This window comes from Sulfurospirillum arcachonense DSM 9755 (assembly GCF_000597725.1).
GTDB classification, from domain to species: domain Bacteria; phylum Campylobacterota; class Campylobacteria; order Campylobacterales; family Sulfurospirillaceae; genus Sulfurospirillum_A; species Sulfurospirillum_A arcachonense.
Genome location: NZ_JFBL01000002.1, coordinates 88,708 through 108,335 on the forward strand (window position 1 = coordinate 88,708; position 19,628 = coordinate 108,335).

The 19,628-nt window shown below is 30.3% G+C and carries 20 protein-coding genes; 14 read left to right on the plus strand and 6 right to left on the minus strand.

Features of this window, described 5'->3' with window-relative positions; genetic code table 11:
* Positions 1-6 precede the first annotated feature (6 nt).
* The 8 genes from K354_RS0102155 to K354_RS0102190 are packed head-to-tail and all read left to right on the plus strand — an operon-like array spanning position 7 to position 6,366.
* Positions 7-1,389: a glutamate synthase subunit beta gene (locus K354_RS0102155; protein ID WP_024953871.1), complete on the plus strand. Its 1,383-nt coding sequence runs from the start codon at positions 7-9 to the stop codon at positions 1,387-1,389.
* Between the two features lies 1 nt (position 1,390).
* On the plus strand, positions 1,391-2,104 hold the full coding sequence (locus K354_RS0102160; RefSeq protein ID WP_024953872.1) for an inositol monophosphatase family protein: 714 nt from the start codon (positions 1,391-1,393) through the stop codon (positions 2,102-2,104).
* 18 nt (positions 2,105-2,122) lie between these two features.
* Complete coding sequence (gene accD / locus K354_RS0102165) at positions 2,123-3,001, plus strand: acetyl-CoA carboxylase, carboxyltransferase subunit beta (protein ID WP_024953873.1); 879 nt, start codon at positions 2,123-2,125, stop codon at positions 2,999-3,001.
* 3 nt (positions 3,002-3,004) lie between these two features.
* On the plus strand, positions 3,005-3,565 hold the full coding sequence (locus K354_RS0102170) for a thiamine phosphate synthase (RefSeq protein ID WP_024953874.1): 561 nt from the start codon (positions 3,005-3,007) through the stop codon (positions 3,563-3,565).
* Positions 3,555-4,010: a 23S rRNA (pseudouridine(1915)-N(3))-methyltransferase RlmH gene (locus tag K354_RS0102175; RefSeq protein ID WP_024953875.1), complete on the plus strand. Its 456-nt coding sequence runs from the start codon at positions 3,555-3,557 to the stop codon at positions 4,008-4,010. The genes K354_RS0102170 and K354_RS0102175 overlap by 11 nt, the downstream gene beginning before the upstream one ends.
* 27 nt (positions 4,011-4,037) lie before the next feature.
* Positions 4,038-4,391 (plus strand): RNA polymerase-binding protein DksA, encoded by a 354-nt coding sequence (gene dksA, locus K354_RS0102180; protein ID WP_024953876.1) that lies wholly within the window; start codon positions 4,038-4,040, stop codon positions 4,389-4,391.
* Between the two features lie 13 nt (positions 4,392-4,404).
* A complete protein-coding gene (locus tag K354_RS0102185) occupies positions 4,405-5,421 on the plus strand; it encodes a fatty-acid--CoA ligase (protein WP_024953877.1) in 1,017 nt (338 codons plus the stop codon).
* 3 nt (positions 5,422-5,424) lie between these two features.
* Positions 5,425-6,366 (plus strand): tRNA dihydrouridine synthase, encoded by a 942-nt coding sequence (locus K354_RS0102190; RefSeq protein ID WP_024953878.1) that lies wholly within the window; start codon positions 5,425-5,427, stop codon positions 6,364-6,366.
* On the opposite strand, the gene K354_RS15205 is transcribed toward K354_RS0102190, so the two are convergent.
* The 5 genes from K354_RS15205 to K354_RS0102215 all read right to left on the minus strand — a co-directional run bounded on the left by K354_RS15205 (position 6,350) and on the right by K354_RS0102215 (position 9,301).
* Positions 6,350-6,514 carry a hypothetical protein gene (locus K354_RS15205; protein WP_245600555.1) on the minus strand — a complete coding sequence of 55 codons (165 nt, stop codon included), beginning with the start codon at positions 6,512-6,514 and terminating at the stop codon, positions 6,350-6,352. The genes K354_RS0102190 and K354_RS15205 overlap by 17 nt on opposite strands.
* A 270-nt stretch (positions 6,515-6,784) precedes the next feature.
* Complete coding sequence (locus K354_RS0102200; protein ID WP_024953879.1) at positions 6,785-7,690, minus strand: AEC family transporter; 906 nt, start codon at positions 7,688-7,690, stop codon at positions 6,785-6,787.
* Entirely contained in the window at positions 7,691-8,569 is an 879-nt protein-coding gene (locus tag K354_RS0102205) for a hypothetical protein (RefSeq protein ID WP_024953880.1), read from the minus strand.
* Positions 8,566-8,877: a flagellar motor switch protein FliN gene (gene fliN / locus K354_RS0102210; protein ID WP_024953881.1), complete on the minus strand. Its 312-nt coding sequence runs from the start codon at positions 8,875-8,877 to the stop codon at positions 8,566-8,568. Before fliN ends, K354_RS0102205 begins: the two co-directional genes overlap by 4 nt.
* The gene (locus K354_RS0102215; RefSeq protein WP_024953882.1) at positions 8,870-9,301 is read right to left on the minus strand and encodes a chemotaxis protein CheX; all 432 of its coding nucleotides are present in this window, start codon (positions 9,299-9,301) and stop codon (positions 8,870-8,872) included. Before K354_RS0102215 ends, fliN begins: the two co-directional genes overlap by 8 nt.
* 104 nt (positions 9,302-9,405) lie before the next feature.
* Between K354_RS0102215 and K354_RS13795 the strand changes: the two genes are divergently transcribed.
* The 5 genes from K354_RS13795 to polA are packed head-to-tail and all read left to right on the plus strand — an operon-like array spanning position 9,406 to position 17,580.
* Positions 9,406-10,515 (plus strand): DUF3369 domain-containing protein, encoded by a 1,110-nt coding sequence (locus tag K354_RS13795; protein WP_024953883.1) that lies wholly within the window; start codon positions 9,406-9,408, stop codon positions 10,513-10,515.
* Positions 10,512-11,261 (plus strand): sulfite exporter TauE/SafE family protein, encoded by a 750-nt coding sequence (locus K354_RS0102225; RefSeq protein ID WP_245600557.1) that lies wholly within the window; start codon positions 10,512-10,514, stop codon positions 11,259-11,261. Before K354_RS13795 ends, K354_RS0102225 begins: the two co-directional genes overlap by 4 nt.
* A 9-nt stretch (positions 11,262-11,270) precedes the next feature.
* Positions 11,271-14,096 carry an excinuclease ABC subunit UvrA gene (uvrA, locus tag K354_RS0102230; RefSeq protein ID WP_024953885.1) on the plus strand — a complete coding sequence of 942 codons (2,826 nt, stop codon included), beginning with the start codon at positions 11,271-11,273 and terminating at the stop codon, positions 14,094-14,096.
* Between the two features lie 23 nt (positions 14,097-14,119).
* Complete coding sequence (locus K354_RS0102235; protein WP_024953886.1) at positions 14,120-14,929, plus strand: HDOD domain-containing protein; 810 nt, start codon at positions 14,120-14,122, stop codon at positions 14,927-14,929.
* Positions 14,929-17,580: a DNA polymerase I gene (gene polA, locus K354_RS0102240; RefSeq protein ID WP_024953887.1), complete on the plus strand. Its 2,652-nt coding sequence runs from the start codon at positions 14,929-14,931 to the stop codon at positions 17,578-17,580. The genes K354_RS0102235 and polA overlap by 1 nt, the downstream gene beginning before the upstream one ends.
* A gap of 3 nt (positions 17,581-17,583) precedes the next feature.
* On the opposite strand, the gene K354_RS0102245 is transcribed toward polA, so the two are convergent.
* Positions 17,584-18,084, minus strand: coding sequence for a hypothetical protein (locus K354_RS0102245; RefSeq protein ID WP_051505379.1), 501 nt, complete (start codon positions 18,082-18,084; stop codon positions 17,584-17,586).
* A 212-nt stretch (positions 18,085-18,296) separates the two neighbouring features.
* Between K354_RS0102245 and K354_RS0102250 the strand changes: the two genes are divergently transcribed.
* A complete protein-coding gene (locus K354_RS0102250) occupies positions 18,297-19,622 on the plus strand; it encodes a Na+/H+ antiporter family protein (protein ID WP_024953889.1) in 1,326 nt (441 codons plus the stop codon).
* The last annotated feature ends 6 nt before the right edge of the window (positions 19,623-19,628 follow it).

Genomic DNA, 19,628 nt, shown 5'->3' on the forward strand with positions numbered 1-19,628 from the left:
ATGGAAATGCAAAATTTTATTAATTTAGAGAGAATTGAACCACAAAAAAGAGAAAGTAGTGAAAGAGTAGAAGATTTTAAAGAAATTTATGAAGTTTTTAGTGTAGAAGAAGCTTCAAATCAAGCTAGTCGTTGTGTTCAGTGTGGAGATCCTTTTTGCCATAGTAAGTGTCCTTTACATAATTATATTCCATATTGGTTAAAATCAATAAGTGGTATGAAAAATGAGTTAGCTTTTAAATTATCAAACGAAAGTAATCCTTTTCCTGAAATTACAGGAAGAATATGTCCTCAAGATAGATTATGTGAGGGAGATTGTACTTTAAATGATGGACATGGTGCTATTACTATTGGTTCTATTGAGACTTTTATATCTGAACATGGATTTAAAAAAGGACTTAAACCAGAGTTTCCAGGAATCACTACAAATAAAAAAGTTGCTATTGTTGGAGCTGGTCCTGCTGGGCTTGCTTGTGCTACGTATCTTTTACGAGCAGGGATTAAAGTAGATATGTATGACCGCCAAAATAAAGCTGGTGGACTTATGACTTATGGAATTCCTGGATTTAAATTAGATAAAGAAGTAGTAGCACGCCGAGTTAGATGGCTAGAAGATGCTGGCATGAGTTTACATGTAAACTGTGAAATAGGAAAAGATATAACTTTTGATGATATTGCTAGTGATCATGACGCTATTTTTATTAGTATTGGAGCTGAGAGTTCAAGAAAAGCAAAACTTGTTAATGAAAATGCACAAAATGTTTTTATGGCAATGGATTTTTTAAGAAACATTCAGAAAAAACTTTTTAGTGAAAATTATGATCATCAATATGATGTAAAAGGGAAAAATGTTGTCGTTATTGGCGGTGGTGATACAGCTATGGATTGTTTAAGAACATCTATTAGAGAAGAGGCAAAAAGTGTAAAATGTCTTTATAGACGTGATAAATATAATATGCCAGGAAGTAAAAAAGAGTTTAAAAATGCTAGAGAAGAGGGGGCTATGTTTGTCTATAATGCTAGTCCTAAAGAAATTGTTGTTAATAGTAAAAATGAAGTGATAGCAATAGAGATGCAAAAAACGATGTTAAGTAATAAAGATGCTAGTGGAAGAGCTGGTGTTGAAATTGTAAAGGGTAGTGAGTTTAGAGTTGAAGCAGATATTATTATTTTTGCATTAGGTTTTTCTCCATCTAGCCCAACTTTTTTAGCTGAAAATGGTATCGAAGTCAATAAATGGGGTGGTATAGAAGTCAATACTGATTTTGAAACAACTAAATCAGGGGTATATGCTGGAGGTGATTGTAAAAGAGGAAGTGATCTTGTTGTTACTGCTGCAAATGAAGGAAAATTGGCAGCTGGTAAAATCATTAAAAGCTTATTGAGTTAAAATGCAAGATTTCTTTGATGCTGTAATCCTTGCAAATAAAGATATTTTAGAACTTTTAAATAGTGACTCTGATGAAAATTTTTATCAGAGTTGCTCTCTTGGAGCTGGTGGAGATATAAGTAGTAAAATAGATTTATTAGCGGAAGAAATTTTTATAAAATATTTGAGTAAATTTGGAAATATTTATTCTGAAGAGTGTGGATTTGTTGATAATTCAAAAGAAGATGAAATAATCATTGACCCTATTGATGGAAGTGATAATTTTGCTTCAAATTTACCTTACTACGGTACATCAGTTGCTTTAAAAAGAGATAATAAATGTATAGCAGGTATTATTGTAAATTTAGCAAATGGTGAAATTTTTATTAAAGATAATTGTCGTTTTGAAAAAGCAAATTTAAAAAATTTACAATTTAAAAAAGTAGTGAAAAATCAATATTCGAAGTTAGGACTTTTTGAGAGAACGTATTGTTCAAAAAGTACTCCAGAGTTGATGAGAAAACATCACATAAAATATCGTAGTCCAGGTGCTTTTGCACTTTCTTTAGCGTATGCTCATGAAGTAGATTTTGTACTTTATGAAGGAAAAATGAGAGCTTATGATATAGAAGCAGGATTATTTATGTGTGAAGATTTATATGTTGAAAAAAGAGAGGATTTACTTCTTGTAAGCAAAGATAAGGAAATTTTTGGTAAAATATCCCAATTTATTTAAAAACAGGGAGAAAATATTATGAAATTCGGTGAGATTTTCGGTAACTTTCGCAAAAAACAGTCCTCCCCCAAAGAAGCTCCAAGCCACTGGGTAAAGTGTTCAAAATGTCAATCACTAATGTATTTTAAAGAGATTGAACACTTATTTAATGTATGCCCTAAATGTGGATTTCACATGAGAATTACAGCACAACAAAGAATAGATCTTATTTGTGATGAAGGAAGCTTTACTGAATTTGATTCATCTTTAGCCCCTGTAGATCCATTGAAATTTGTAGATAAAAAATCATATAAAAAGCGTATTACAGAAGCGACTGCTAAAACAGGACGTACTTCATCTGTTATAAGTGGGGCATGTGCAATAAACGGTGTAAGTGCCCAAATCGTTGTATTTGATTTTGGTTTTATGGGTGGAAGTTTGGGTTCAGTTGAAGGTGAAAAAATAGTTAGAGCGATTAACCGTGCAATAGAAAATAAAGAAGGTTTAATCATAGTGAGTGCGAGTGGTGGGGCAAGAATGCAAGAGAGTACATTCTCCTTACTTCAAATGTCTAAAACTTCAGCAGCTCTTACTAAACTTAGTGATGCAGGACTTCCATTTATTTCTGTTTTAACAGATCCTACTATGGGAGGAGTAAGTGCTTCATTTGCTTGGCTTGGAGATGTTATTATAACTGAACCAGGTTCTCTTATAGGGTTTGCTGGACAAAGAGTTATAAAGCAGACAATTGGTGCAGATTTACCCGAAGGTTTTCAAAGAGCAGAATTTTTACTTGAACACGGACTTATTGACATGATTGTTCAAAGATCAAATATGAAAAAAACTATTTCCGATATGTTGAAATTTTTTGGTAAAAATTATAAAAAAGATGGTTATGAATTAAAGATTAAAGCATAACCTATGAAATTGTATGCGCTTTTAGATTATGAGAGTTTAGTCAAAAAAAAGTGGACAATAGAAAAATTTGTTTCTACATGTAACACATTACATGTAGAAATGATTCAATATCGTGATAAAAAAGGAAATATACAAAGAAAAATAGATAACCTCATAAAATTAAAATTTCTTTGTGATATGAAAGTGATAATAAACGATGAAATTGATTTAGTGAATTTTTGTGATGGATTACATGTTGGACAGAGTGATTTGAGAAAAATAGACTCAGATGTAAAAGAAGCTATTAAAGTGATAAGGCAGAAAATAGGAAAAAAAGTTTTAGGAATTTCAACTCATAATAAGGAAGAAATTTTAGAAGCAAATGAACTTGATATTGATTATATAGGATTGGGAGCTTATAGAACTACAAGTACAAAAAGTGATGCAAACGTTTTAAAAGAGAGCCTCAGTGATTTGGCAAGACTTTCTTTTAAACCGGTTGGTGCAATCGGTGGAGTTAAAGTGGATGATGAGATTGTTGGTGTTACATATGCTGTTGTAGGAAGTGATGTATATGAATATTAAAGTCTTTAGTATTGAAAAAAGTAGTAATAAAACTATAGATGTTTTAAATAAAGAGTACATTAAAATGATCTCTAAAAATGCATCTATTGAAGATATTGTTGTTTTTAACAAACAAATTGCCTTAGCGCAAACTAAAGGTGAAAAAGAGGCTAGAGATTCATATACCAAAGCATACGAAACTCATTTGAAGGGATATAATATCGCTTTAGATGTAGAGGGAAAGCAATGTGATAGTTTTGAGTTTAGTGAAATTTTTGATAATGCAATGAATATCAATTTTTTTATTGGCGGTGCTTATGGCTTTGATAAAGAGTTTCTTTCCAAAACTCAAAAAGTTATAAGTTTAAGTAAACTAACATATGCCCATAAAATAGCGAAAGTTGTTCTTTATGAACAAATTTACAGGGGGCTTTGTATTAAGAATAACCATCCTTACCATAAGTAAGGAAAGATTAAACCAAGGAAATGAGCAATGAGAGATAGTGATTTAAAATATTTTGAAGATCTACTTGTAGAAAGAAAAACACAAATCAAGAAAAATATTGATGATGCAGCAAAAGAGATAGAATCTTTAAAAGATGATGATGTTGGTGATGAAGCAGATCACGCTTCAATAAGTACAGACCGCATGATTGAACAAGCTATAAGTGCTCAACAAAGAAGAGAACTCGGAGAAATTGATTTTTCATTGAGTAAAATTAAGAGTGGTGGATACGGAATATGTGAAATGTGTGAGGAAGATATTAGTTTTCAAAGACTAAAAGTAAAGCCTTATGCAAAATATTGTATAGTTTGTAGAGAGATAATAGAAAAGCAAAATAAATAATTGGAGATTTGATATGGGGATTAAACGTTATATAGTGTTAACACTAGTATATCTATTGGCTATTGGTTTATATGTATATAGTTTTAGTGGCGATACATACACACTAGAAGTATATAAGTTTTCATTAAACCTTCCAATTGCGATATGGATAATTCTCCCTGCAGTATTACTTTTTGTAGCTTCTATTTTTCACATGATGTATTATAGTATGAAAGAATTTTGGAGAAATAGATCTCTTGTAAGAGATTTTGAAAATTTTAAAGTAGCTTTTGGTGAAAAAGTTTTAGGTGAAGATAGTTCATTCAAGTTTAAAACGGATTATTTTAAGTTTATAAGCAATAGTATTAAAATGGTCGATTATAAAGAAGTTGATAATATTAATATAGAAGATGAAAAAATAGAAACCTTACGTCAAGTTGTAAAAGATATTAATGAGGGTAAAGTTGTTGAGCTAAAAAAATATAAACTTTCAGCTGATAATAAACTTATTGAGAAAAACAAGTTTAACAAACTTGCAGATGACCCTAAATACGCTACAACAATTTTAAAAGAGTGTAAAGATGAAAAGAGTGAATTATGTCAAAAAGCATATTTTGAATTTTTAAAATATGCAAGTTTTGATGAAATTAAAAAAGTAGGCTTTTCTCCATCAAAAGAGATGTTTAGAGTTCTAATGGAAAGATATCTTGATGAAGAAGATAAGTTTGAGATGGATTTAGCATCAATAGAAGAGCTTCTAATGAATTTTAAAGCAAGTCGTGAAGATTACCTAGAATTAGCTTATGAAATTAAGATAAAGCTTGCTCCTGATTCACTAATAGCACTTTTTGAAAAACTTTATAATTCACCTGATCATGTAGCAGCAGCTGATGCTTATCTTTATGTTCTTTATGAATTACAAATGATAGACAAAATAAGAGATATTTTGGATAATTCTGATGAAGATGAGTTTAAAAAGTTTAAAACTCTTCTGTTTTTAAGAGACCATGGTAAAAATGTAGATAGTGGAATCTTTTTAAGATTTTCATAGTAAATGAAGTTGATTGATTTTGACCAAGGCATTGTTGCCTTGGCCCCACTTGCTGGATATACAGACCTCCCTTTTCGTAATGTTGTTAAAAAATTTGGAGCAGACTTAACATTTTCAGAAATGATAAGTGCAAATGCATTACAACATAACTCAAAAAAAACATTTAAAATGTTAGAAAAATCTCCACTAGAAACTCCTTATATAGTACAACTTGCGGGAAGTGATTTAAGTGTTATTCGTGAAGCTGTAGAAATGCTCAACGATATCGAAGGTATTGATGGAATTGATTTGAATTGTGGTTGCCCTGTTCCTAAAGTGGTATCCCAAAGCTCTGGTTCATCTTTACTTTTAGACTTACCTCATTTAGTAAATATCTTGGAAACCATTAAAAAATATTCTAATAAACAATATACTAGTGCAAAAGTGCGATTAGGTTTTGTGGAAAAAATTCCAGAACAAATAGGAAAAGCAGTAGAGTCTTCTGGGGTTGATTTTATGAGTGTACATGGACGAACACGAGCTGGTGCTTATAAAGCTCCTGTTGATTATGATGCGATTGCTAGAGTAAAACAAAGCGTAAAAATACCTGTACTTGCCAATGGAGATATAACAAGCTTTGAAAAGGCTATGGAAGTAAAAGAGATAACAGGATGTAACTCTTTAATGATAGGGAGAGGGGCTATTGGAAACCCTTGGATATTTTATCAATTAAAGCATGCTAAAGAGTCTGTAGATAGTGAAATTAAAGCTACAATTATATTAGAACATTATGATAGTATGGTAGAGTTTTATGGCTCTCAAGGAGTAAGTATGTTTAGAAAACACCTTCATGTTTATTCAAAGGGTGTTGCTGAAGCTTCTTCTTTTAGAAATAAAATCAATACTATAGTAGATAGTAATCAAATGAGAGATGAAATAGAGAATTTTTTTAATATCCGTCATTAAAACTTTTTGATTTATGTTTATCTTTTTTGTATCGAGTGCTATTTTTTTCTTTATGAAGAAGATTTGCTTCTTTAAGTAAAGTCTCTTGGATTTCAAACTTTTCTTCATCCCCTAATTCATCATCTACATGTAAAACACCTAAAATCATGTTTACATAGTTTTCTAATGCTATTGGATAGGTTGCATTGAGTCTAATTGCTTCTACTTTTTTTAAAATTTCAAAAGTTTTTTTTACTCTTTTTTGAAATATTTCAAATTCAAATTCTTTGTCTTTTAAATAAGAGATATTGCTTCTAACAAATTTTTCAAGAGCTCTTACATATTTTAATCTTATAGTTTTTTCGTTAACAGTTTTAACTTCTATATGTTCATTTATTTCTTTAATTTTCTATCCTTTAAGAGTAGATTATAGCATATTTTAGAGTTTATCAAATAATTTCATAACGAACATAATATAAGGAATAAATAGTAATGAAGTAAAAAATACTAAAGCAGTAACATCTACTGGTTTACAGTTATATATTGATGATAAGTTTACATTATTGACTGCTAGAGGAACTAAAAGTTCTAGTAGAACAATACCAATAATATATTTGTCCAAACCTAAATTTGTTAAAACTATTAGAGCTATAATAGGAATGAGAATAAACTTTACAGTACTTACATGTAAAAGAAGTTTTATGTTGATAGTTTTAAGTTTTATGCTATAAAGATACATTCCAAATATCATGAGTTGGATAACCATAGCAGCATATGCACCCATTTTTAATGAATGAAATAACGTTGGATGAATCTCTACTTGAAAAAAGTTTAATAAAAGTGCAAGAATAGCAAACCATATAAGGGGCAATCGTAAAATGTTCAATAAAGAATCTTTAATACTAAAAGTCCCACGTGAGTAAAAATATACACCTATAGTATATACTATAAAAACATTGGCTACATTTATAAGTGAGGTATAAATTATTGAATCTTCACCAAATAGAGCAATACCTAAAGGAATTCCAATATTGCCTGTGTTTCCTATAACGCTTGAAATTGTTGCAATAGAGCGTTCTTTTGCATCAGTAAAAAATATTTTTGCTAGGCTAAAACTCACAATAATACCCAAAAGGCTAATAGCGGCATATATCAAAGGAGCTTGCATAAGAGTAATGTTAATAGGTTTGGTACTAAGTCCCCAAAGTGCAAGCATAGGTTGCAAAAAGTAGATAGATAAAATTACAAGAGATTTTTCTTGTAATTCATCTTTTAATTTTAATTTAGCAATATATCCTAAGAGTATAAAGATATATACACAAATAACAGATAAAACTATATCCAATTAGCTATGCTCTAATTTTGAGATATATTCTCCTGCTGCTTTTGATTTATAATTATCAAAAGAGTCATCTTTTTGAATTTTTAGATATTCATCTAGTTTTTTTCTGTTATCTTCAAATGCTTTTTCAAAATCTGAATCATTTTTTATATCTGATTTAGAAAACTTTTCTAATAAAACATTAGAATTACCTGTCATTACAAGGTATTTTTTATCATCAAATTCTAATAAGACTACGCTATTTGAATTGTCAATTTGTTTTTTATGTAGAACATTTATTTCACCATTGGAATTATTCTGCGTATCTTGTTTAAATAACCATGAGTTTTTATTTTTAGCTTTGACTTGTGTTTGTTTGTTTGCAACTCTTTTTTTAACCCAAAACATAAAGAGTATCATAATTGATAAAAGTAAAATAACACTTAAATATCTACTGTCTATTAAATCTTCACTAAGTTTTGTGGTTATAGGAGTTTTAGTATTTGTAGTTACAGAAGAGACTTTTGTTGATTGAATTTTGTTAATAAATATTGGTTTCGTACGGATTCTTAATCCAAAACCATCAACAGTTTTTGAAGCAATTACTGCTATGTTTTTTTCACTTTTTAAAATAACCTTTATATTATCTTTATCTGGTTCTATCGTAAATGCTTGGAGTATAGGAGAGTTGATATTTTTTTCTATGAGTTTGTCATATGTCAAGTCACTTAATGTTAAAGTAGTGATATTTTCACCTCTTTTTTGAGTGATTTTCCCTTCATATGGTGAATCAAAAGAGAGCATTACATCTACCCTATCACTTCTTTCATAAATATTATGTGTTAAAAGATTTGACGCATTTACAAAGGATATTGTAAGTAAAAATATAAGTATAGTTCTCATCCAACCTCTTTCTTAAAATATTGGATAACAGTTTTTGAATCTAAGATTTCATTTATACGAATTGCTAAGTTTTTTTCATAAACCATTACTTCGCCTTTACCAAAGATTTTGTTGTTTACAAATAACTCAACACTTTCACCTGCAGGTTTTTCTAAATCTATCACAGAGCCTTTATCTAGTTTGAGTAAATCTCTTATACTTAAGGAAGTGGTCCCAAGTTCAGCAATAAAATCTACATTAATATCTACAAGACTTTCATATCCTGCAAGTAATGTTTCTTTTATATATTCTTTGTCTTTTTTATCCAAGTTCTACTCTTTTCCCAATTATAAAGGTACGATTTTTTATTTTATAAAGCAAAAACTCTTCCAACTCTAAAATTTTAGAGTTTTCTATATGACCTAAAAAATCAGGGGTGGAAATTTTATATGTGTTATTGATATTTTTTTCTTCTAAAATAACTTTAGCACTTCCTATTATCATATTAGCAACTTCTTTAACTAAGTCATCTAAATCATCTTCATTTAAGTTATCTTCAAATAAAAGAACTTTTGCAAACTCATTTAAAGTAGATTTTTTAAAAAGCAGATACCATTGATATTCAGTATTGTTTTCATACATAGCAATAGCGGCACCATAAAAATTTTTCCCAACAGTTTTTGCAGGATCGATTTTTAAACCTATTATCTCAGAACAGAATTTGGTTGTAGCTTTGTCTATAGCATCTATCATAGTTATCCTAATAAAAATAAAATATGAGTAATTATAGTTTAAGTTGTTTAAATAACTAATTAATGTAAAATATATTCTATTATTTTTTTAAAAGGAACGTTATTATGGCTATGATGAAGTTTGTTCAAAAGAAAAAAGAAGAGAATTTATCTAAAGCTACATGTAAAGTATTAATAGTTGACGATGAAGAAGAAGTACATTTAGTTACAAGAACGGTACTAGGAGAATTTACTTTTGAAGGCAAAAAACTTGAAATTCTGAGTGCTTATAGTGGTGAAGAAGCACTAGAACTTTTATCAAAACAGCAAGATATTCAACTTATTCTTTTAGATGTTGTTATGGAAAGTGATGATGCAGGACTTATAGTAGCTAAAAAAATACGTGAAGAGTTAGGTTTAAAAAAAATAAGAATAGTACTGAGAACTGGACAACCAGGAAGTGCTCCAGAAAAAGAAGTAATAGATAATTATGATATTAATGATTATAAAGAAAAAACAGAATTAACCTCAAAAAAATTATATACTACAGTAATTGCTTCATTAAGAGCTTATAGAGATATGGATATTATAGATCACAATAGAAGAGCTTTAGAAAAAATTATAGAAGCGTCTAAAACAATTTTTAAATTAAGTTCATTTTACATGTTTGTTGAAGCTGCATTGTCTCAAGTTACAGCTATATTAAATATTGATGGACACATATTTGAAACAGAGGCAGATAATGGTTTTTTTGCCACACTCCATGGTGAAGAGTTTAAACTTATAGCAAGTATTGGTTCTTTTAAAGGACAAAATGAGACAAAAATACTTACAAAAGAGATATTAAGTAATCTAAATCGTGCATATACTGAAAAAAAGAGTTTTTTTGAAAAAGATTTTTATGTTACTTATTTTGAAGCAAGTAGTGGAAAAATACTCTTTTTATATGTAGAAGGCTGTTCGCGTCTTGAAGAAGTAGATAAAAGATATTTACAAGTTTTTGCAAGTAACCTTGAGATAGCTTTTAATAATATATGTATAAATAATGGTGTAAAAAAACAGAGACAAGATTTTGTTGAAGAGTTAGGAGAAGTTTTGATTGGTAAAAAAGTATTTGTAGAATCAACAGCTAAAAGTGAAATAGTAAAACTATGTGAAGAAAAAAAAGTTAATTCTAAACTAACAGAACTGTTTTTAGAGTATTTTGATATTATTAATAGAGATTTAGAAGATTGATAGAATTAAATTTGTTATTTGAATTGTCCATATTTGGATTAATTATAGGTTTTGTATCTGCTTTTTTTGGAATAGGAGGAGGAACACTTCTCGTACCTTCATTGATGTATTTAGGTTTTGAAATTAAATATGCAATTGGGATTTCTGTAGTACAGATGGTATTTAGCTCAACTTTTGCCTCCTATCTTAATGTAAAAAAAGGTATGTCAATTGCAAAAGAAGGACTTATCTTAGGTCTTGGTGGTTTTATTGGTGCTCAAGGTAGTGGTTTTGTAGTTCATTTTTTTCCTTCAATGGTATTAAATCTAATTTTTCTTTTTTCAGTTTCTTTAGCGATTATGAAATTTTTTAAATCCCCTGAAATAAGTGATAAAGAAGAGATAAATTCTAAAATAGTTCTTTTTTTAGTAGGAATGTTTGTAGGTTTGATCGCCATAAGTATTGGTGTTGGAGGGGGACTTTTTTTAACTCCCATATTAGTTGGATTTTTACATTATGATGTTAAAAAAGCAGTTTCTATGTCTCTGTTTTACATTATATTTTCTTCAACTTCAGGATTTATTAGTTTAGCTAGATTTGGATACATTCATTATGATAAGGGACTTATAGTAGGAATTACTTCTCTGATAGGAGTATATTTTGGTATAAAAATGTCTCATAAAACTAATAAAAAATTACATAAAAAATTAATTTTAACGTTATACATTATTATATTTTGTATGACATTTAACAAACTATTCTTTTAAAGGTAACAGATGATAAAGATTTTTGGTGCAAACGAAAATAACTTAAAAAATATAAATTTAGAAATACCAAAAAATAAATTAGTTGTATTTACAGGTCTTAGTGGAAGTGGTAAATCAACATTGGCATTTGATACACTCTATGCTGAAGGACAAAGAAGATACATTGAATCACTCTCTTCTTATGCAAGACAATTTTTAGATAGAGTTGGAAAACCAGATGTGGAGAGAATAGAGGGATTGACTCCTGCTATTGCAATTGATCAAAAAACAACAAGTAAAAATCCACGCTCAACTGTAGGAACAATTACAGAGATATATGATTACATGAGACTTTTGTTTGCAAGAGTTGGGAAGCAGCATTGTCATAAGTGTGGTGAGCCAATTTCTCAGATGAGTGGAGCAGATATTATAGGGGAAGTTTTAAAACTTCCTATTGGGACAAAATTAGTTATTTTAGCTCCATTAGTACGTGAGAAAAAAGGTAGTTTTGCTGATATGATAGAGTCTCTTCGTCATAAAGGTTATGTAAGAGCCATGATTGATGGTGTTATGGTGAGACTTGATGAAGAGGTAGAACTGAGTAAAACAAAAAAACATACTATAAAAGTTGTGATAGATAGAGTTGTTATTAAAGAAGATAATACAGAAAGAATAGCAAGTGACATTGAAAAATCATTATTAGAAAGTTATGGTGAAGTTGAACTTGATATACTCAATCATGAAGAGGTAGGCTTAGAAACACCTCATATTCATTATAGTGAGCATTTAGCTTGTTTTGATTGTAAGATAAGTTTTGAACCACTTGAACCTCTCTCTTTTTCTTTTAATTCACCTAAAGGTGCTTGTCCTGTTTGTGATGGATTAGGTATAAGATATACACTTGACCTTTCAAAAATTATAGATGAACATAAAACTGTAGCCGATGGTGCGATAAAACTTTTTTATGGTTTTAATAAAGGCTATTATGCAAAGTTTTTAAATGGATATTGTAAAGCAGCAGGTATTGATGTTAATACAAATTTTGAAGATTTAAAAGAGCATGAAAAAAAAGCAATACTTCATGGTGGCGTAGAAGAAGCAAAGTTTACATGGAAAAGACACTCTTTAACTAGGAAATGGGAAGGTGTTGTAAAAATAGCTTATGATATGCTCAAAGATGAAAAAGAGCTTGGTGATTATATGAGTGAAAAGTCTTGTGATAGATGTACAGGACATAGATTAAAACAAGAGAGTTTAGCTGTACACGTTGCATCAAGAAATATAGGTGATATCTTAGATATGCCAATAGATAAAACTTTAGACTTTTTTAAAGATGAACAAAATTTTGAATATATGAGTGAACAACAACATCTTATAGCTGCTTCAGTCCTAAAAGAGATACGAGAGAGACTCTTTTTCTTATTTGATGTTGGACTTGGTTATATTACGCTTGGACGTGATGCTAGGACTATAAGTGGTGGGGAAGCACAAAGAATTAGAATAGCATCACAAATAGGAAGTGGACTTACTGGTGTTATGTATGTTCTTGATGAGCCTAGTATTGGTTTACATGAAAGAGATACTTTAAGACTCATAAGAACGCTTAGAAATTTGCAGAAAAAAGGTAATAGTGTTATTGTAGTTGAGCATGACAAAGAGACTATTGAAGCGAGTGATTTTATAGTTGATATTGGACCAAATGCAGGTAAATTTGGTGGTGAGATTGTTTTTGCAGGAACTCTTGAAGAGCTAAAAAAGAGTGAAACTTTGACAGCTGATTATCTCAATGGTGTAAAAAAAATAGAATATAAAGAAGATAGAGAACAAAAAGATTGGATAGAACTAAAAAATGTACATGTAAACAATATAGAAAATATAAAAGTTAAAATTCCTCTTCGAAATTTAGTTGGTATCACTGGAGTTAGTGGGAGTGGTAAAAGCTCACTCATCCTTCAAACACTTTTACCAGTAGCTAAAGAGTTACTCAATCGTGCTAGAAAAGTAAAAAAAGTAGCAGGAGTAGAGTGTCATGGGCTTGAACATCTTGATAAAGTAATATATCTTGATCAAAGTCCAATAGGAAGAACTCCTAGAAGTAATCCTGCAACATATACTGGTGTTATGGATGAAATAAGAACACTTTTTTCAAAAACAAAAGAGGCACAACTTCGTGGTTATAAAATAGGACGTTTCTCTTTTAATGTTAAAGGTGGACGTTGTGAGAAATGTCAAGGTGAGGGTGAAATAAAAATAGAAATGCATTTTCTTCCAGATATTATGGTTAAGTGTGATATCTGTAAAGGGCATAGATATAATGCGCAAACTTTAGAAATAAAATATAAGAGTAAGTCTATATCTGATGTGCTTAATATGAGTGTAGACGAAGCCTTAGAATTTTTTAAAGCCATTCCTAAGATAAATCAAAAACTGCAAACTTTGAGTGATGTTGGGCTAGGGTATATTACTCTTGGTCAAAATGCTGTAACTTTAAGTGGTGGTGAGGCACAAAGAATAAAATTAGGGAAAGAACTCAGTAAACGTGACACTGGAAACACTCTATATATTTTAGATGAGCCTACAACAGGACTTCATTTTGCAGATGTAGATAGGCTTACAAAAGTATTACATCATCTTACAGATTTAGGAAATTCTGTTTTAGTGATTGAACATAATATGGACATTATTAAAAACTGTGATTATCTTATTGATATGGGACCAGATGGAGGAAGCTATGGTGGGCAAATAGTTGATGTAGGAACACCTCTAAGTGTTGCTCTAAATTATAAGAAAAGTGGAAGTTATACAGGTGAGTTTTTAGCAAAAGAACTTAGTTTAAATAATAATTTGATAAAATAGATAAAAAAATATTTGAGGTTGATATGTTAGAAGATATGACAGACCGTATAAGGACTTTACCCCCATTACCAAAAAGTTTTCATGAGATAACTTCTATTTGTTCAAATGAGAATGGTACTATAGAGCAGTTAGCGAAGGTTATAGAAACTGACCCTATGTTAGTTGCAAATCTTTTAAAAGTTGCAAATTCTCCTTTATACAGTTTTAGACGTGAGATTAAAAGTGTGCTTCAAGCAGTATCTCTTTTTGGAATGTCAACTACAAGAGCATTAACGACAGATATAACAGTTAAAAAATTACTGAATGTCGATATTGAACCTTATGGACTTGTTCCTGAGGATTTTGTGCATATATCTGCTGTACAAAGTAGTTTAATGAGAGAATGGTATGGTAAAGTCGATAGAGAAAAACTTGGAACTTTATTTCTTTCTGCACTTCTTCAAGAAACAGGAAAAATTTTAATTGCTGATGAAATCGTAAAAAACGATGAGGTCATGCAATTTAAATCTGAAATTGAAAGTACGGTTAATATAGCACAAGTAGAGCAAATGTACGTAGGTACAACAACGGCCGCAGTAACTTCAAAAATATTTGAGCATTGGGGATTTGATGAAACTATGGTTGAGGCAATACATTATGCAGACAATTATGAAGACGCACCAGATGAGATAAAAGATTATTCTTTTGCATTAAAAATCGTAAAAACAGCAGCACCAATGAATTCACCTTTGAGTGATAGAAGTGTAACAATAGCGATAAACTTAATTGAAAAAGAGGGATATGATTCAGCTGTCTTTGCGAATGCCGTAGAAAAAATTATAGAAAATGCTTAATGAAGACTCTTACTATTATTGATACCTTTGGGTTTTTCTTTCGCAATTTTTATGCACTACCAAACCTTAGAAACAAAGATGGTTTCCCAACAGGACTAATAACAGGTTTTGCTAATTTTATTTATACTTTAAGAGAAGAGCACGAAACCGACTATATACTTTTTGCACTTGATGCTAAGGGAAAAAATTTTAGACATGAAATTGACCCAAATTATAAAGCAAATCGTTCACCTGCCCCTGAGGATTTAAAAACACAACTTCCAGTAGCAATTAGTTGGATTGATAAAATGGGTTTTAAAGCATTTTCTCAAGAAGGGTATGAGGCTGACGATGTAATTGCAGCTGCAGTAAGATTTGCAAAAAAACATGATATAAAAGTAAGAATAGTAAGTCATGATAAAGATTTATACCAACTTATAGAGGATGGTAGTGTTGTTATTTATGATCCTATGAAAAAGCAAGAGATTGATAGAGAAAAATGTTTTGAAAAATTTGGAGTGTATCCTGAGCATGTAGGAGATTACCTCTCTATTGTAGGAGATAGTGCAGATAATGTTCCTGGTGTTAAAGGTATTGGTGCTAAGGGAGCTAAAAAACTTATAGATGATTTTGGAGATGTTGCAAATATTTATAAAAATTTGGATAATGTTTTAAATCCTAGGACAAAAAAGTTACTTGAAGAGAGTCATGATAATGCATTTTTAAGTAAAGAACTTGTAAAACTTGATGATAGTTTAGATATTTCTGATAAGTTTGAAAGTTTTCATTTTCCTTTAAATCAACCACTTGAAAATATAGTTGATGAGCTAGAAAAATATGATTTAAAGGGAATTTTATCTAGGTTAAAATATGCACCAAAAGTAGAAGAAAAAAAAGAAACTCATACTTTTGAGCCAATTTTATTGGATAACAATGAAAAACTTTTTTCTGTGGTAGAGAGACTTTCAAAAGAAGATATAGTTGCTTTTGATACTGAAACAACGGGACTTGATGTAAGAAGTGCAAGTATAGTAGGGTTTTCATTTGCAACAGATACTTCAAAAGCGTATTATGTTCCAATTGCACATAATTATTTGGGAGTTGGGGATCAAGTAAGTTTTGAAGATGCAAAAAAAGCTATTGAGAAAATCTTTACATGTAAAGTTGTTGGACAAAATTTGAAATATGATTTTGCCATAGTAAAACAGAACTTTCAATCTTTACATGTAGAATATTTTGTTGATACTATGGTTTTAGCGTGGCTTTTAAATCCTGAGCTTAGTGCAGGGTTAGATTCACTTGCTAAACGTTTCTTTTCTTATGAAATGGTAAAGTTTAAAGACGTAGTTCCTAAAGGACAAAATTTCTCAGTAGTGGACTTAGAAGATGCTTGTAAGTATGCAAGTGAAGATGCTTGGATGACATTGAAATTGTATGAAAAATTGATTGAAAAATTAGACCCAAATCTTTTAACACTTGCAAAAAATATTGAATTTCCTTTTATAATGACTCTTTTAGATATGGAAGAAGAGGGTATAAAAGTAGACATAGAGTATTTTTGTCATTTGGAGTTAAAAACAAATAGTGCAATTGAAGAGTTAAAAATTGATATTTTTAAAATGTGTGAAATGGAGTTTAACTTAAATTCTCCAAAACAGTTAGGTGCAGTGTTGTTTGAGCATATGCAATTACCTGTGGTAAAAAAGACAAAAACGGGATATAGCACAGATGAAAGTGTTTTAACTAAACTCTTAGATGAACACGAAGTCATTTCTAAGATTTTAGAATATAGAGAGCTTCATAAACTCCAATCAACATATATAAAACCTCTTTTAAAACTTGGAGAGGATTCTGTAAATAATCGTATTCATACCTCTTTTCTACAAACAGGAACAGCAACAGGGCGACTTAGTTCAAAAGACCCTAATCTTCAAAATATTCCAACAAGAACAAAGCTTGGACGTGAAGTTCGAAATGGTTTTATTGCTGATGAAGGGTATAGTTTTGTGGGTATTGATTACTCTCAAATAGAGTTGAGACTCCTAGCACATTATAGTGAAGATGCAGATTTATTAAATGCTTTTAATAATGACTTAGATATCCATAGACAAACAGCATTAAAACTCTTTGGAGAGGAAGAAGCCGATAAAAAACGTGGCGTTGCTAAGAGCATAAACTTTGGATTATTATATGGTATGGGTGCTAGAAAACTTGCTCAAACTTTAGGGATAAGCCAAGCAGAAGCAAAAGGATATATAGAAAACTATTTTAAATCTTTTGCAACAGTGAAGAGTTACTTAGAGAGTATTAGTGATAAAGCTAAAGAAGATGGTTATGTAGAGACTCTCTTAGGAAGAAAGCGTTATTTTGATTTTGAAAATGCAAATGGTATGCAAGTTCCTATGTATGAAAGAGAAGCTGTAAATACTCGTTTTCAAGGAAGTGCAGCGGACTTGATAAAACTTTCTATGAATAAAATTCAAAATGAATTATGTGATGAAAATTCTAAAATGTTACTTCAAATTCATGATGAACTTATCTTTGAAGTAAAAGATGAATTAGTTGAATATTTTGCCCAAAAAGCAAAAAAGATAATGAAAGATATTTATGATTTAAAAGTTAAATTAGATGTAAGTGTTTGTATTGGTAAAAATTGGGGAGAGTTGAAGTAGAGTTTAACTCTCTTCAACTAACTTATCCATTACGTATTGTTGTAAATCTCTTTTAGCTACTTCTTCTTTGAGAGATTCATTATAAATCTTTTCAACTTTGCTACTATATTTTTCATAAGCAAAATATGGGAAATGAACTAACCAAGCTTTTTTGATAAGTTTGAGAGTGATTGCATCTCGTATCCATGCTCTAAAAAAATCAAACCCTATAAATACTACAGCTGTTACTAACACTGAACCTACAATAGAGATATGAAAGTCCATATGTTTAAGAAAATAATGAGTTATACCAATAAGAGGCATAATGACTATAGCACAAAGAATAAAATAAGATATATATGCTTTTATAATATTCATACGAAATCCAAGTTTTCCTGGGTCTACATACATTTTTTCATTGTAGTGGCTGTTTGCAGATAATAAGTCTTTAAATATAACAGGTTGGTTTGATAATATATATACATAATCTATAATTTTTTCTTTGATTGACAATTTCTTTCTCACGCGTAACCTTCCATCTTTAATGCACTTATTTTATCATAAAAAATATTAAAGCATATAAGAGTGAAAACAAAAAATAGCTTAAGAAGAGCAAAGAGTCAAATATTTTTAATAATAATCCAGGATATTTATTTTTACTGGTTATTTTCTTCTCATATGTCTTTTATAATATTTATGATATAACTTTCCTTTTTGAAATTTGAAAAAGGATATAAATGAATCCAATTGCTGTGGCAGTTATAATCATGTTGGCATTGAGCCTTATGAGAATAAATGTTGTAATAGCTCTTACAATAAGTGCTATTATAGGAGGCCTAATAGGGGGAATGTCTTTAATAGAGACTATTAATACATTTAATAATGGTCTTGGTGGCGGAGCATCAATTGCTCTTAGTTATGCAATGCTTGGGGCATTTGCAGTGGCAATTTCTAAATCGGGAATTACTGATTTGTTAGCAAATAGAGTTATTAAAAAAGTAAAAGGTAAAGAAGCAACAGTAAGTGAAAAATTATGGGTGAAAGTTTCTTTAATCTCAATAATTTTATTAGCGGCTATTTCATCTCAAAATATAGTTCCAATTCATATCGCTTTTATTCCGATTTTAATTCCACCTTTGTTACATGTAATGGCAACTTTAAAACTAGATAGAAGATTAATCGCTTGTGTTATTACTTTTGGTTTGACTGCAACATATATGCTTTTACCAATCGGTTTTGGTGGTATCTTTTTACAAAATATTTTATTGAAATATTTAGTGGATAACGGTGTTGCTGCAACTGCAAATCAACTTCCTTTAGGAATGGCAATACCGGTTTTTGGTATGGTTCTAGGACTTTTTACGGCAATATTTTTTACGTATAGAAAACCAAGAGAGTATAAAGAATCGATGATTTTAGAGATAGAGCCAGAATCTAAAACAATTAATATGAACCATGTTTATGTTGCTGTTGTAGGTATTATGGTTGCTTTGGGTTTACAACTTTATGCAGATTCTATTATCTTAGGCTCACTTGCTGGATTTATTATCTTCACTCTTGGTGGAGTGATTAAGTTTGGTGAGACTCAAGATGTATTTACAAAAGGTGTTCATATGATGGCTATGATAGGTTTCATCATGATAGCCGCTTCAGGTTTTGCTGAAGTTTTAAAAGCAACAAATGGTATTGATGCTTTGGTAAATTCTGTAGTAGGACTTATTGGAGATAGCAAAGCACTTGCTGCATTGTTGATGCTTGTAGTGGGGCTTTTAGTGACTATGGGTATAGGTTCATCTTTTTCAACTATACCAATTATAGCAACTATCTATGTTCCTTTAGCTCTTCAGTTTGGTTTTTCTCCTTTAGCAATTATTGCGTTAATAGGAACAGCTGGAGCTTTAGGAGATGCTGGTTCTCCTGCATCTGATTCAACACTTGGACCGACTTCAGGTCTAAATGCAGATGGACAACATGACCATATCTGGGATACTGTAGTTCCAACTTTTATACATTTTAATATTCCACTTATTATATTTGGCTGGATTGCTGCAATGGTACTCTAATTTATA

Bases quoted from the DNA above. Each gene is read 5' to 3' on its own strand.
- K354_RS0102155 (WP_024953871.1), top strand. From the start codon at position 7: ATGCAAAATTTTATTAATTTAGAGAGAATTGAACCACAAAAAAGAGAA.
- K354_RS0102160 (WP_024953872.1), top strand. From the start codon at position 1,391: ATGCAAGATTTCTTTGATGCTGTAATCCTTGCAAATAAAGATATTTTA.
- accD (WP_024953873.1), top strand. From the start codon at position 2,123: ATGAAATTCGGTGAGATTTTCGGTAACTTTCGCAAAAAACAGTCCTCC.
- K354_RS0102170 (WP_024953874.1), top strand. From the start codon at position 3,005: ATGAAATTGTATGCGCTTTTAGATTATGAGAGTTTAGTCAAAAAAAAG.
- K354_RS0102175 (WP_024953875.1), top strand. From the start codon at position 3,555: ATGAATATTAAAGTCTTTAGTATTGAAAAAAGTAGTAATAAAACTATA.
- dksA (WP_024953876.1), top strand. From the start codon at position 4,038: ATGAGAGATAGTGATTTAAAATATTTTGAAGATCTACTTGTAGAAAGA.
- K354_RS0102185 (WP_024953877.1), top strand. From the start codon at position 4,405: ATGGGGATTAAACGTTATATAGTGTTAACACTAGTATATCTATTGGCT.
- K354_RS0102190 (WP_024953878.1), top strand. From the start codon at position 5,425: ATGAAGTTGATTGATTTTGACCAAGGCATTGTTGCCTTGGCCCCACTT.
- K354_RS15205 (WP_245600555.1), bottom strand. From the start codon at position 6,514: ATGATTTTAGGTGTTTTACATGTAGATGATGAATTAGGGGATGAAGAA.
- K354_RS0102205 (WP_024953880.1), bottom strand. From the start codon at position 8,569: ATGAGAACTATACTTATATTTTTACTTACAATATCCTTTGTAAATGCG.
- K354_RS0102215 (WP_024953882.1), bottom strand. From the start codon at position 9,301: ATGATAGATGCTATAGACAAAGCTACAACCAAATTCTGTTCTGAGATA.
- K354_RS13795 (WP_024953883.1), top strand. From the start codon at position 9,406: ATGGCTATGATGAAGTTTGTTCAAAAGAAAAAAGAAGAGAATTTATCT.
- uvrA (WP_024953885.1), top strand. From the start codon at position 11,271: ATGATAAAGATTTTTGGTGCAAACGAAAATAACTTAAAAAATATAAAT.
- K354_RS0102235 (WP_024953886.1), top strand. From the start codon at position 14,120: ATGTTAGAAGATATGACAGACCGTATAAGGACTTTACCCCCATTACCA.
- polA (WP_024953887.1), top strand. From the start codon at position 14,929: ATGAAGACTCTTACTATTATTGATACCTTTGGGTTTTTCTTTCGCAAT.
- K354_RS0102250 (WP_024953889.1), top strand. From the start codon at position 18,297: ATGAATCCAATTGCTGTGGCAGTTATAATCATGTTGGCATTGAGCCTT.